This is a genomic window from Aeromonas sp. 2MA4, from assembly GCF_029237305.1.
Lineage (GTDB): Bacteria > Pseudomonadota > Gammaproteobacteria > Enterobacterales > Aeromonadaceae > Aeromonas > Aeromonas salmonicida.
In genome coordinates, this window is sequence record NZ_JAACFY010000030.1 from 1 (window position 1) to 12,640 (window position 12,640).

8 protein-coding genes, 1 tRNA gene, 1 rRNA gene and 1 pseudogene are annotated in these 12,640 nt (G+C 62.1%); 9 read left to right on the top strand and 2 right to left on the bottom strand.

Translation table 11 applies throughout. From position 1 onward, the window contains the following. The 3 genes from rrf to GWQ31_RS20995 all read left to right on the top strand — a co-directional run bounded on the left by rrf (position 1) and on the right by GWQ31_RS20995 (position 1,025). A 5S ribosomal RNA gene (rrf, locus tag GWQ31_RS20985) occupies positions 1-115 on the top strand. A 98-nt stretch (positions 116-213) separates the two neighbouring features. Then, positions 214-290: transfer RNA gene (locus tag GWQ31_RS20990), tRNA-Asp, on the top strand. Between the two features lie 234 nt (positions 291-524). Further along, positions 525-1,025 carry an NUDIX domain-containing protein gene (locus GWQ31_RS20995; protein WP_275910199.1) on the top strand — a complete coding sequence of 167 codons (501 nt, stop codon included), beginning with the start codon at positions 525-527 and terminating at the stop codon, positions 1,023-1,025. A 57-nt stretch (positions 1,026-1,082) separates the two neighbouring features. Here GWQ31_RS20995 and GWQ31_RS21000 read toward each other — a convergent pair whose 3' ends face one another. Both GWQ31_RS21000 and GWQ31_RS21005 read right to left on the bottom strand, forming a co-directional pair. Next, the gene (locus tag GWQ31_RS21000; RefSeq protein WP_275910200.1) at positions 1,083-2,372 is read right to left on the bottom strand and encodes an ATP-binding protein; all 1,290 of its coding nucleotides are present in this window, start codon (positions 2,370-2,372) and stop codon (positions 1,083-1,085) included. Further along, positions 2,369-3,049, bottom strand: a complete 681-nt coding sequence (locus GWQ31_RS21005; RefSeq protein WP_265463285.1) for a response regulator transcription factor — start codon at positions 3,047-3,049, stop codon at positions 2,369-2,371. The genes GWQ31_RS21000 and GWQ31_RS21005 overlap by 4 nt, the downstream gene beginning before the upstream one ends. Positions 3,050-3,198: 149 nt before the next feature. Here GWQ31_RS21005 and GWQ31_RS21010 point away from each other — a divergent pair, with 149 nt between their 5' ends. The 6 genes and pseudogenes from GWQ31_RS21010 (at position 3,199) to GWQ31_RS21750 (ending at position 12,629) form a co-directional block, all read left to right on the top strand. Next, positions 3,199-4,353: an efflux RND transporter periplasmic adaptor subunit gene (locus GWQ31_RS21010; RefSeq protein ID WP_275910201.1), complete on the top strand. Its 1,155-nt coding sequence runs from the start codon at positions 3,199-3,201 to the stop codon at positions 4,351-4,353. Positions 4,354-4,355: 2 nt separating this feature from the next. Next, positions 4,356-6,305, top strand: a complete 1,950-nt coding sequence (locus GWQ31_RS21015; RefSeq protein ID WP_345893591.1) for a MacB family efflux pump subunit — start codon at positions 4,356-4,358, stop codon at positions 6,303-6,305. Positions 6,306-6,585: 280 nt separating this feature from the next. Continuing rightward, positions 6,586-8,727 (top strand): prolyl oligopeptidase family serine peptidase, encoded by a 2,142-nt coding sequence (locus GWQ31_RS21020; RefSeq protein ID WP_275910202.1) that lies wholly within the window; start codon positions 6,586-6,588, stop codon positions 8,725-8,727. Between the two features lie 220 nt (positions 8,728-8,947). Continuing rightward, positions 8,948-11,101 carry an AsmA family protein gene (locus GWQ31_RS21025; protein ID WP_275910203.1) on the top strand — a complete coding sequence of 718 codons (2,154 nt, stop codon included), beginning with the start codon at positions 8,948-8,950 and terminating at the stop codon, positions 11,099-11,101. Between the two features lie 174 nt (positions 11,102-11,275). Further along, positions 11,276-11,815, top strand: a complete 540-nt coding sequence (locus tag GWQ31_RS21030; RefSeq protein ID WP_275910204.1) for a GNAT family N-acetyltransferase — start codon at positions 11,276-11,278, stop codon at positions 11,813-11,815. A 72-nt stretch (positions 11,816-11,887) separates the two neighbouring features. Next, a pseudogene (locus GWQ31_RS21750) lies at positions 11,888-12,629 on the top strand (SDR family oxidoreductase). Positions 12,630-12,640: the final 11 nt, after the last annotated feature.

Below are 12,640 nucleotides of genomic sequence, written 5' to 3' on the forward strand. Positions count from 1 at the left end.
CCTGGCGGCCATAGCGCCGTGGAACCACCTGATCCCATGCCGAACTCAGAAGTGAAACGCGGTAGCGCCGATGGTAGTGTGGCATTCGCCATGCGAGAGTAGGACACTGCCAGGCACCCAATTAAACGATGATGTGCAAAATCACGTCATTGGCCGAGAGGATGACACCTCGTTGAAACGGCAGACAATTTAGCAAAAAGCTAACCAGACAGCGGAGCGGTAGTTCAGTTGGTTAGAATACCGGCCTGTCACGCCGGGGGTCGCGGGTTCGAGTCCCGTCCGCTCCGCCAGTAAATTGAGAAGCCCAGTCGAAAGACTGGGCTTTTTCTCGTGTATTTTTTGCCAATTTGCATCACAGCCAAGCTCCAACACAACAAGGCTTTCCCTCTTGGGAGGGCCTTTTGTATTTCGGCTCAGGGGCTCACTTGCTTGTAGTACCTGCCGAGCAGTGGGCTCTATGCAGGCTGATTTGAAGAGGTTTGCGGCATACAATGCACTTTGGTTTCAAATGGGAGGTGGCCTCTATGTTCTGCCCGCGCTGTGGTATCGAATCGCTGCAAAAACGCAGCGAGAAAGAGTTTGCCTGTGGTTGTGGTTTCCACTATTTCCAGAATGTGGCGTCGGCCGTGATGGTGGCGCTTTGCTGGCAGGATGAAGTGCTGGTTGCGGTGCGAGGGCGGGAGCCTGGCAAAGGACTGCTGGATCTGCCCGGTGGTTTCGTCGATCCCGGAGAGTCGCTGGAGGCCGCATTAGTTAGGGAGCTGAAAGAGGAACTGGGGCTGGATCTGGGGAGAGAGGCGCCTCGCTATCTCGGCTCCTTTGCCAACGTCTACCCCTATGACGATGTTGTCTATCACACCTGCGATACCGTCTTCATGCTGGAGCTGGCTCACAAGCCCGCCGTTACCGCGGCCGATGATGTGGCCGCTTGTGAGTGGCGAAAGTTGCGTGAGATCTACCTCACAGAGTTTGCCTTCCGATCCACGGGCGCAGCCATCGGCCAGCTGCAAAGGTTGCGGGGATGAGTGCCCGCCTCACCGCTCTCGAACGACGTGACCAGATGGCTGAGCTGGAATAAGGGGCTAGCCCGGCAGTGAGAGGGTGACTATCAAACCGCCGTTATCGCCGTTTTTGGCCTCGACCCGGCCGCCCTGTGCCTGAATGGCTTTACGAGTGATGGCGAGTCCCAGCCCATAGCCCTTGCCTGCAGAAGGGGACCCGATCCGCACGAAGGGATCGAACATGCTGGAAAGCTTGGTTTCGTCCACCCCAATGCCTTGATCCGCCACCTCGATGGAGAACTCTCCCCCTTGCCTGAGCAGGGTCAGGGTGATGGATTGACCAGGGTGAGAGAAGCGCAGGGCATTGCGCACCACATTGTCGAGCGCGCGGCGGATAAGCTCAGCCTGACCGCAGATGGTGTGGTCCACCGCCTCATCCACCAGTAGCCTAATCTCGACACCCATGTGCTGCGCCTCGTAGCGGGCATCGCTCACCACTGCCTCAATCAGGGCTTGCAGATCGTAATACTCCTCACAGTCCCGTTCGCCGTGGCTGGCGCGGGTGAGGGTGAGCAGCTCGCCGATCATCTTGTCCATGCGATGGGTTTCGAGCTGGATCCGCGCCAGGGATCCCTCGATCCTGGCCGGATCCTGTTGGGCCAGACCGATAGCCAGTTGCAGGCGTGCGAGGGGAGAGCGCAGCTCGTGGGAGACGTCGTGCAGCAGCTGTTCACGGCTCTCGACCAGCAGTTGCAACCGCTCGGCCATGGCATCGAAGTCACGGGCCGCCTCGCTGATCTCGTCGTGGCGTCGTCGCATCAGAGGATAGAGACGCACGCCCAGATCACCCTGGGCGAGACGCTCGAATCCCTGCCGAAACTGGTTCATGGGGCGAGTCAGATGCCAGGCGAGCAGGGCGCTGAAGAAGAGACCGCCGAGGCCGCCTATCCACCACATGGGGGGCGGCATGTTGAGCCAGTCGTTGCGTCGCGGCGGCGGTGCCAGTTGTTGCTGCAGGCCGGACGTGTCGTAACCAAGCCAGTAACGCTGGTCATCGGCTCCTTTGACAGTGCGGGTAAGCAGATGAGGGAAAGGGGATTGGGCGGCGTCACTCTGCTGGATATGCAGAAGCGGACGTTCCTCGGCGGGCCAGCTGGTCGTCAGGGTGTTCAGGGTGGCGGGCCCCTTTTCTTGCAGCAGGGTCGCCGCCGAGTTCAGTTGCCGCTCGGCCAGCTGCCGGGCCATTCTCTCCTCTGGCGGCCCTTCGTGGCTGTAGAGACTGAAAGCGACCCACAGCAGCTGGCTCATCATTATGATGGTGAACCAGAAGCCGAACAGTATCTTCCAGAACAGGTGGCCCTTGAGGATCATGTCAGCCGGTATCCTATGCTGCGCACCGTCTCTATGCCGATGGCCTCACCCGCCAGCGCCTGCAGCTTCTGGCGGATATTGCAGATGTGCACGTCGACGCTGCGATCATAGGGCTCGCGCGGGCGGCCCAGTCCGTGCAGGGATAGCTCATCCTTGCTGACTACCCTCTCCGGCGCCCGCAGCAGCAGTTCCAGCAGATTGAATTCCGTGGCGGTCAGCTCCAGTGGCTCGCCTTGCCAGTGACACTGGCGAGTGGCGGGGGAGAGGGTCAGTTCCGCCAGACGCAAACCGTCACTCTTGCCAGCTGGCACCGGCGCAGGTTCGACTCGTCGCAGCACTGCCCTCAGCCTGGCGACCAGCTCTCTGGGGTAACAAGGCTTGGGCACATAGTCGTCGGCCCCCATCTCCAGTCCGATCACCCGGTCGATGTTGTCCCCCTTGGCGGTGAGCATGATGACGGGGATCATGCTGTCGTGGCGGATCTGGCGCAGTACCTCGCTGCCGTTGATGTCGGGCAGCATGATGTCGAGCACCACGGCCACATAGTTGCCGGAAAGAGCGTGTTGCACACCGCTCTTTCCGGTCAGCACATGGGTGGTGACAAAGCCTTCGCCGCCCAGGTACTCACTCAGCATGGTGCCAAGCTCCAGGTCATCGTCCACCAACAGGATCTTCATTGCTCTTCTCCCTCTCGAGTCGGCGCCATTTTCCCGTGTCTGCATGCGGCTGGCAGCTGCTTTTACGCAATCCTTACACTGCCCTGCAGGAGGCTTAACCGGGCATTGGGGTACATTGCGCTGGCTTGTTTCATCCAAGGATATCCCCGATGACCCGTACCCGTCTGTTCGTTGTCCGTCTGCTGCTACCAGCCCTCTTGCTGATTGCGGTGGGCTGGTTTTTCAGCGCGACCGGTGCGACACCGGTGGCCTCCTATATCACAGCCACCGCCAAGCGGCGCGATCTGGAGCAGAGCGTGCTGGCTGACGGTACCCTGCAGGCTCAGAAGCTGGTGAGTGTGGGGGCGCAGGTCTCCGGCCAGATCAAGGTCTTGCACGTTGCGCTCGGGGATCAGGTGAAGCAGGGCGATCTGCTGGTCGAGATCGACGATCTCACCCAGCAGAACGCCCTCAAGGATGCCGAGGCCGCCCTCGACAATGTGCAGGCCCAGCTGGCCTCGCGTCGGGCGACCCTGCGCAACAATGGGCTGGTGTTTGATCGTCAGCGCAAGGTGCTGGCTCGGGGGCTCGGTAGCCAGGCCGACTATGACAGCGCAGAGGCGACCCTGATAGCCACTCGCGCCGATATCCGGGCGCTGACTGCGCAGGCGGTGCAGGCCCGCATCGCCGTGGATACCGCCAGAGTCAATCTGGGCTATACCCGCATCGTCGCCCCCATGGCGGGCACCATAGTGGCCATTCCGGTGGAGCAGGGACAGACGGTCAATGCGGTGCAGAGTACCCCGACCATCGTCAAGGTGGCACGGCTCGACACCATGACGGTGGAGGCCCAGATCTCGGAGGCGGACGTGATCAGGGTGAGCACGGGCCTGCCCATCTACTTCACCATACTGGGGGCGCCCGAGCACCGTTACGAGGCCAGGTTGCGCGCCATCGAGCCCGCGCCGGATTCCATCAATGATGACACCAGCAGTTCGACCACCACAGCCGTCTATTACAACGGCCTGTTCGAGGTGAGCAACCCGGAAGGTGCCCTGCGCATCGGCATGACTGCTCAGGTACACCTGGTGCTGGCGACCGAGCGCAATGCACTGGTGATCCCGGCCATCGCCCTGAGCGGTGACAGGGTGCAGGTGGTGGATGGTGCGGGCAAGCTGCAGTGGCGGCAGGTGAAAGTGGGCCTCAACAACAAGGTGGAAGCCCAGATCCTGAGCGGCCTCGAGGCGGGGGAATCCGTGGTGGTGAGCCAGTTGACGGCCCAGAGCCAGCAGAGCGGGCGCATGGGCCCGCCCATGGGGATGTGATCATGACCCAGCCACTGCTGCAACTGAGCGGGATCCAGCGTCACTTCGGCGAGGGGGGTCAGCGGGTACAGGTGCTCAAGGGGATCGACCTGACCATAGAGAGGGGGGAGATGGTGGCCATCGTCGGTGCCTCCGGCTCCGGCAAGTCGACCCTGCTCAATATTCTGGGCTGCCTGGACCAGCCGAGCGACGGTCACTACCGGGTTGCCGGTCAGGAGACGAGCAAGCTGGCCGCGGATCAACTGGCGGCGCTGCGCCGCGAGCATTTCGGTTTCATCTTCCAGCGCTACCACCTGCTGGGGGATCTCAGTGCCCGCGACAATGTAGCGTTGCCAGCCATTTATGCCGGTCTGGCTGCCGGTGAGCGACAGGCCAGGGCCGAGACGCTGCTGCGCAGGTTGGGGCTGGGTACGCGGCTCGACTACAAGCCGAGCCAGCTCTCCGGTGGCCAGCAGCAGCGGGTCAGCATAGCCCGTGCCCTCATCAACGGTGGTCAGGTGATACTGGCGGATGAACCGACTGGCGCGCTCGACAGCCACAGTGGCACAGAGGTGCTCGGCATACTGCATGCCTTGCATGAGCAGGGTCACACCCTGGTGATAGTGACCCATGACATGAGCATTGCCGAGCAGGCCGAGCGCATCATAGAGCTCAAGGACGGGGAAGTGGTGGCCGATCGTCGCCGCGTGCCGGCATCTGACTCCCAACCTTTCCAGAAGACCCCCCGGCCTGGTCGCTCTGCATGGAGTGGCGGGCTGGACAGGTTTGCCTCTGCCTTCCGGATGGCGCTGCGGGCCATGCAGGCCCAGCGGATGCGCACCTTTCTCACCATGCTCGGCATCATCATAGGTATTGCCTCCGTGGTTTCCGTGGTGGCGCTGGGGCGCGGCTCCCAGCAACAGGTGCTGGCCAACATCAATGCCATGGGCACCAGCACACTGGAGATCTTTCCCGGCAGCGGCTTCGGGGATAAGCGGGCCGAGGCGATACAGACCTTGCGGACCGAGGATGCCGATGCCCTGGCCGGGCTCGATTATGTTCACAGCGTGACCCCCAGTCTGGCGACCAGCACCACGCTGCGCCGGGGCAGTCAGGCTGTCTCCGGCACGGTAAACGGGGTGGGGGATCAGTTCTTTCAGGTGCGCGGCTATCGGGTGTTGCAGGGCATGTTGTTCGATGCCGGCAGCGTGGCCAGTCTGGCGCAGGAGGTGGTGATAGACGCGAACAGCCGGGATCGACTGTTCGATGCGGGGGAATCACCACTCGGGCAGGTGATCCTGCTGGGCAAGCTGCCATGCCGGGTGATCGGTGTGGTGGCCCGCAATCAGAGCGGCTTTGGCAGCGACGAGAACCTCAATGTCTGGATCCCTCACACCACGGCCATGAAGCGGATGCTGGGTCAGAGCTATCTGCGCAGCATCAGCGTGCGGGTGCAGGATGAGGTTTCCCTGGCCGCCGCCGAGGATGGTCTCAGCCGGTTGCTTCGCCAGCGCCATGGCAGCCAGGATTTCTTCGTGCTCAACACCGACAGCATCCGTCAGGCCATCACCAGCACCACTGCCACCATGACGCTGCTGGTTGCCATGATAGCGCTCATCTCTCTGGTGGTGGGCGGCATAGGGGTGATGAACATCATGCTGGTGTCGGTGACGGAGCGTACTCGCGAGATAGGTGTGCGGATGGCGGTAGGCGCCAGGGCCAGCGACATCATGCAGCAGTTTCTGATCGAGGCTGTGCTGGTCTGCCTGCTGGGGGGCGCCGCCGGTGTGCTGCTCTCCCTGCTGGTCGGCGTCTTGTTCGAGCACTTCAGCAGTCAGTTTGCCATGCGTTACTCCGCAAGCGCCGTGCTGGCTGCCTTCTTCTGCTCGAGCCTGATCGGCGTGCTGTTCGGTTTTTTCCCGGCTCGTCGGGCGGCGAGGATGGATCCCATCCATGCACTTGAGCGGGAGTAACCAGACTTTCGGCGCCTTTGTGCGCCAACTCATTCGCATCCGGGGGCGGGAGATCATCCCTCTTCAACCCCCTGGTGCGGATTGGCCGGACGGCATGGACTGCCAGTCTGGCAAGCCTGAACAGTGTCATTGACGTGACACGCCCTGCTCTGCGCAGGTTTTTCAACCGGGCCCCGTGCCCGGTTTTTTTACGCCCCCCTTCACCGTATTGAGGGGGATGCGATGGGCGCGGCTCTTTGTTAACCTGCCTGTTTCACCCGAACCGCAGGGAGCTGCATCGATGCGATCCATTGTCAGCCTGCTGGCTTTGTCACTGCTGTGTGCTTGCAGCAGCCACTCAACCCGAGAGGATGTCATGTCAGGGAAAGAGCGCCTTCACTACCCCGTCACCCGCCAGAGCGATCAGGTGGATCACTACTTCGGTCACGCCGTGGCCGACCCCTATCGCTGGCTGGAAGACGACCGCAGCGCGGAGACCGAGGCCTGGGTCAAGGCCCAGAACAGTGTCACCCGGGATTATCTGGCACGTATTCCGTTTCGCGATGCCATCAAGGACAAACTGGCCGCCTCCTGGAACTACGCCAAGGAGGGGGCGCCGTTTCGCGAGGGGCGCTACCACTACTTCTTCAAGAACGACGGCTTGCAGAACCAGAACGTGCTGTGGCGCCAGCAGGCGGGTAAACCAGCCGAGGTGTTCTTCGATCCCAATACCCTCAGCCCCGACGGCACCACGGCGCTGGATCAGCTGAGCTTCTCCCGGGACGGCCGCATCCTGGCCTATTCCTTGTCCCTGGCTGGCAGCGACTGGCGCGAGATCCACCTGATGGACGTGGAGAGCAAACAGCCCCTTGAGGCCCCCCTCAAGGACGTGAAGTTCAGCGGCATCAGCTGGCTGGGCAACGAGGGCTTCTTCTACTCCAGCTACGACAAACCCGATGGCAGCGAGCTGTCGGCCAGGACGGATCAGCACAAGCTCTACTTCCACCTGCTCGGCACGGCGCAGCAGGATGACCGCCTGGTGTTCGGTACCATCCCGGCCCAGCAGCACCGCTACGTGGGGGCAACCGTGACCGAAGATGATCGCTACCTGCTCATCTCGGCGGCGGACTCCACCTCAGGCAACCGCCTCTATGTGAAGAACCTGAGCGAGGAGAACGCGCCGCTGCTGACGGTGCAGGGGGATCTGGATGCTGACGTGAGCTTGGTGGACAACAAGGGCAGCACGCTTTACTTGCTGACCAATCGGGATGCCCCCAACCGCCGGCTGGTGACGGTGGATGCGGGCAACCCCGGCCCCGCCCGCTGGCGTGACCTTATCCCCGAGCGCCAGCAGGTGCTGACGGTGCACAGCGGCAGCGGCTATCTGTTTGCCGAATACATGGTGGATGCCACCGCCCGGGTCGAGCAGTTCGACCATGACGGCACACGGATTCGCGAGGTGGCGCTGCCAGGTCTTGGCAGCGTCAGCGGCTTCAACGGCAAGCAGGATGATCCCGCCCTCTACTTCGGTTTCGAGAACTATGCCCAGCCGCCAACCCTCTACCAGTTCGAGCCAAAGAGCGGGGCCATCAGCCTCTATCGCGCCTCGGCGGCCCCCTTCAAGCCCGAGGAGTATGTCTCCGAGCAGCGCTTCTACCAGAGCAAGGATGGCACCCGGGTGCCGCTCATCATCAGCTACCGCAAGGGGCTGAAACTCGATGGCAGCAATCCCACCATCCTCTATGGCTATGGCGGTTTTGACGTGAGCCTGACCCCGAGCTTCAGCGTGGCGGTCGCCAACTGGCTGGATCTGGGAGGCGTCTATGCGGTGGCCAACCTGCGGGGCGGCGGCGAGTACGGTCAGGCCTGGCACCTGGCGGGCACCAGGATGAACAAGCAGAACGTGTTCGACGACTTTATTGCCGCGGCCGAGTACCTGAAGGCCGAAGGCTATACCTCCAGCGGCAGGCTGGCTGTGCGGGGTGGTTCCAACGGCGGTCTGCTGGTGGGGGCCGTCATGACCCAGCGGCCGGATCTGATGCGTGTTGCCTTGCCTGCGGTGGGGGTGCTCGACATGCTGCGCTATCACACCTTTACCGCCGGGGCTGGCTGGGCCTACGACTACGGTAGCAGCGCCGACAGCGAGGCCATGTTCGACTACCTGAAGGGCTACTCACCGCTGCACAGCGTGCGGGCCGGTGTCAGCTACCCCTCTACCATGGTGACCACGGCGGATCACGACGACCGTGTGGTGCCAGGCCACTCCTTCAAGTTTGCCGCCACCTTGCAGGCCGACAACGCTGGGCCCAACCCCCAGCTCATTCGCATCGAGACCAATGCTGGGCATGGAGCAGGCACGCCGGTGGCCAAGCTGATCGAGCAGAGCGCGGACATCTACGCCTTCACCTTGTATGAGATGGGCTACCGGCAGTTGCCGCGTTAACCCTGACCCATGCGAGATGGGCTACTGGCCGTTGCCGACCAGACCATGACATCAGGGCCCTGCGGGGCCCTTTTCTTGTGGCCGGTGAGCGACTCACGCCTTGTGCTCCCGTGTCGCGACCATCCCTGTCTCGCCATTCTCCCGTTTTGGATGGAGGGGGCCATCTGCCCCGTCCCCGGTGGTATAGTCAGCGACAGGATCAGCATTCAAGGAGTCCATCGTGAAGAAGATCATTTACATCTTGCTGGGGCTGGCATTGGCCGCCCTGGTAGTCATCACAGCCCTGGTCAAGCTGATTGACCCCAATGAGTTCAAGCCACAACTGGTGGAGCAGGTACGCAAGAGCACAGGCCGCGAGCTGGTGATGGAGGGGGATATCGGCTGGCGTTTCTGGCCGAGCCTGGGTCTCTCCCTCGAGCGGGTGGCGCTTCGCAACCCGGCTGGTTTTGCCGAGCCGGATCTGGTGCGCTTCGAGCGGGGGGATGCCTCGGTCGCCGTGTTGCCCCTGCTCTCCCATCGACTGGACATTGGCGAGGTGACCCTGACCGGTGCCCATCTGTTTATCCAGACCAGGGCCGATGGCAGCTCAAACCTGAACGATCTCATCAAGACGCCTGAGGCGGCAAAGGACAGAGAGCCCGCGCCAGGTGGCCAGAGCCAGCCCCCTGAGAGCAATGGCCAGACCTGGCAGATCACTTTGCAGGGGGTGGTGCTGGAGCAGGCCAGCGCTCTGGTACAGGACGATCGCAACGGCACTCTCTCCCGGCTCGATCAGCTCGATCTTGCTCTCGGCCAGCTGACGCCGGGTCAGTGGGTGCCGGTGACCCTGGCCGCCAAGGGGGCGCAAGGCAAGCTTGTCTTCGATATCAAGGGGGAAGGAGAGGTCAAGCTGGCACAGGATGCGTTGGCCAGCGAGCTGAAAAACCTGAGTCTGAGCGGCAGCCTCAGCCAGCCGCAACAGCGGCTGGATAGCTTCTCGATCAAGGCCGATCGGCTGGCACTGGGAGAGTGGAGCAGCCTCACCCTGAACCTGCAAGGCGCCCAGCTGGAAGGTGACCAACCGATTCTGGCCGGCTCGCTGGAGGGAACCCTCAAGGCGCGAGTAGACAAGGGTTTGCAACTGGTCGAAGTCTCGGATGCGAAGCTGGCGGCCAATCTGCAAGGTAAAGCACTGCCACGCCCGCAGATGAACCTCAAACTGGCAGGGTTTGCCCGCGCCGAGTTGGATCAGCAGAAGATCACCCTGAGCAAGCTGGTGATGAGCGCCGACGATGCCCTGCTCCGTGGTGAAGGGACGGTGCGACTCGGTGCCGTGCCCAAGATTGAATTTGATCTCAAGGGCGACAAGCTGGATCTCGACAGCTGGCTCGGCGAACCGGCAACGGTCAAGGCAGCCGCTCCGGCGCAGCCCGCTGCGGCGAAAGCGGATGATAAAGGCGCAGTGCCCGCCAAGGCCCCCAAGGGGCTCTCGACGGTAGAACCTGACCTGAGCGCGCTCAAGGCATTCGATCTTGCCGGGCGCTTGCAGCTTGATAGCCTGCGGTTGAAGGGGCTGGACTTGAGCGCCGTCGATCTGCAACTTGCCTTGGCCGGTGGCCAGCTCACCCTCAAGCAATTCAGTGCCGGTGTGGCCGGTGGTCAGGTGACCGCCGAGGGTGCAATAGATGCGCGTCAGCAACCAGCCCGATATCAGGTACACAAACGGGTGCAAGGGGTGAATGTGCGCCCGCTGCTGCAAACCCTGGCCCAGAGCGATCTGCTGGAAGGCAAGGGGGATCTAGAGGTACAGGTGCAGGGCACGGGACTGTCTGAGCAGGCGCTGCGCGACAAGATGCAGGGCAAGGTGAGCCTCAAGTTGAGCGACGGTGCCCTGCATGGCATCAATCTGGCGGAGATGATCCGCGAGGCGCGAGCCACTCTGACCGGCAAGGGGACAGATCAGGTCAAGGAGGCACGCAAGACCGACTTCAGCGCTCTCACCGCCAGCTTCCAGTTGGCGAACGGCGTGGCGCGCAGCGACGATATCCAGCTGTTCGCCCCGGCACTGCGAGTTCGGGGTCAGGGTCAGACGGCATTGGTGCCCCAAACCCTCGATTTTCTGTTCCTCACCTCCATAGTGGAGAGCAGCAAGGGCCAGGGGGGCAAGGAGGTGGATGAGCTGAAGGACATCACAATACCGGTACGTATCGGCGGCCACTGGCAGGCCCCTACCTATCGGCTGGATGTGAAAGAGCTGCTCACCAACAACAAGGTGCTGGAGGAGAAGGCCCGCAAGGAGGCCGAGCGCGGTCTCAAGAAGCTGTTGGGTGACAAGGCTGACAACGACGCTGTCAAAGGGGTGGCCGACCAGCTGCTCAAGGGGCTGTTCAAGTAGCAACTCCTTCCTGTTATTGCCATTCAGAGCCCGCCCCGTGCGGGCTCTTTGTTGCCGCATGTCAATGCGTCGGAGGGCAGGCGGCAAGAGAGCCATGGCTGCTTCTGGTTAAAAATGGGGATGTACCCTTGTCCCAAAGGTGATATCACTGTTGTTTTACCAAGGAGTAGATGAATGAGTCGAAGTGAAGTAGTGAGAGAGATATCCCATCCAGACTGGCCTCTGGTCTGGCAGATCTATGGCAGCAGTTTTCCGCACTACGAGCAACGCCAGCCGCAACATCAGCAGGCCAAGATGGCGGATCCTCACTTTCACTGTCAGCTCTTTTATCAAGGCGACTTGCTGCTCGGCTTCATCTTCTGGTGGGCCTGCGGCGAGCAGATCTATATCGAGCATCTGGCCATCAATCCGGCCCTGCGCGGCCAGAACCATGGCTCCCGCCTGCTTGCTGACTTCTGCGAGACGGCGGGGCGCTCCGTTATCCTGGAGATTGATCCGCCAGAGGATGAGATTGCCATCCGGCGGCTGCGCTTCTACCAGTCGCTGGGCTTTTGTCTCAACGACCATGACCATGTGCATCCGCCCTATCATCCTGACTATCAGGGGCACGAGCTGCGGGTGTTGAGCTACCCAAATCCCATCAACCCCTATGAGTACCAGCAGTTCAACCGGATGCTGGTGGCGCGGGTGATGGACCACGGCGTGACTGCCTGACCGGCATCCTGGTTGGCCTGCTATCGGACAGTATCGGAGACTGGCAATCAGGGCGAAGAACAAGGAGGTTCAATGAACAGGAATGTGCTGATCACGGGTGGCAGCCGTGGGATAGGGGCGGCCACTGCCCGCTATCTGGCGGGGCAGGGTTATCATATCTGCATCAACTATCGCCATGACCGGCAGGCTGCCGAGACGCTGGTGGCACAGATCCGGGCGCAACATCCGGTATCCTGCATAGCGGTGCAGGCGGATATCAGCGTCGAGGCCGAGGTGGTGCGCCTGTTCGAGGAGATGGACGAGCGGCTCGGGGTGATTACCCATCTGGTCAACAACGCCGGTATCTTGCAGCCACAGATGAAGGTGCTGGAGATGAGCGCCGAGCGCCGAGCGCATCAACAAGACACTGACCACCAATGTGACCGGCTATTTTCTCTGCTGCCGTGAGGCGGTGCGCCGCATGACGGCGGGCTGCGCCATCGTCAATGTCTCCTCGGCTGCCGCTCGCCTCGGTTCGGCGGGTGAATACGTGGACTATGCCGCCTCCAAGGGGGCCATAGATGTGCTGACCAAAGGCTTGTCGCTGGAGGTGGCGGCGCAGGGGATCCGGGTCAACGGGGTACGCCCTGGCTTTATCTACACAGAGATGCATGCCGACGGCGGTGAACCCGACCGAGTGGATAGGGTGAACAACCAGATCCCGCTACAGAGGGGCGGTCAACCAGCCGAGGTGGCCGCCGCCATTGCCTGGCTGCTGTCGGACGAAGCTTCCTACGCCACCGGCACCTTTATCGATCTTGCCGGGGGGCGATAGCACAGGTCGTG

Excerpts from the sequence above, each read along its gene's own strand:
- GWQ31_RS21010 (WP_275910201.1), top strand. The coding sequence starts at position 3,199 with ATGACCCGTACCCGTCTGTTCGTTGTCCGTCTGCTGCTACCAGCCCTC.
- GWQ31_RS21020 (WP_275910202.1), top strand. The coding sequence starts at position 6,586 with ATGCGATCCATTGTCAGCCTGCTGGCTTTGTCACTGCTGTGTGCTTGC.
- GWQ31_RS21000 (WP_275910200.1), bottom strand. The coding sequence starts at position 2,372 with ATGATCCTCAAGGGCCACCTGTTCTGGAAGATACTGTTCGGCTTCTGG.
- GWQ31_RS20995 (WP_275910199.1), top strand. The coding sequence starts at position 525 with ATGTTCTGCCCGCGCTGTGGTATCGAATCGCTGCAAAAACGCAGCGAG.
- GWQ31_RS21015 (WP_345893591.1), top strand. The coding sequence starts at position 4,356 with ATGACCCAGCCACTGCTGCAACTGAGCGGGATCCAGCGTCACTTCGGC.
- GWQ31_RS21030 (WP_275910204.1), top strand. The coding sequence starts at position 11,276 with ATGAGTCGAAGTGAAGTAGTGAGAGAGATATCCCATCCAGACTGGCCT.
- GWQ31_RS21005 (WP_265463285.1), bottom strand. The coding sequence starts at position 3,049 with ATGAAGATCCTGTTGGTGGACGATGACCTGGAGCTTGGCACCATGCTG.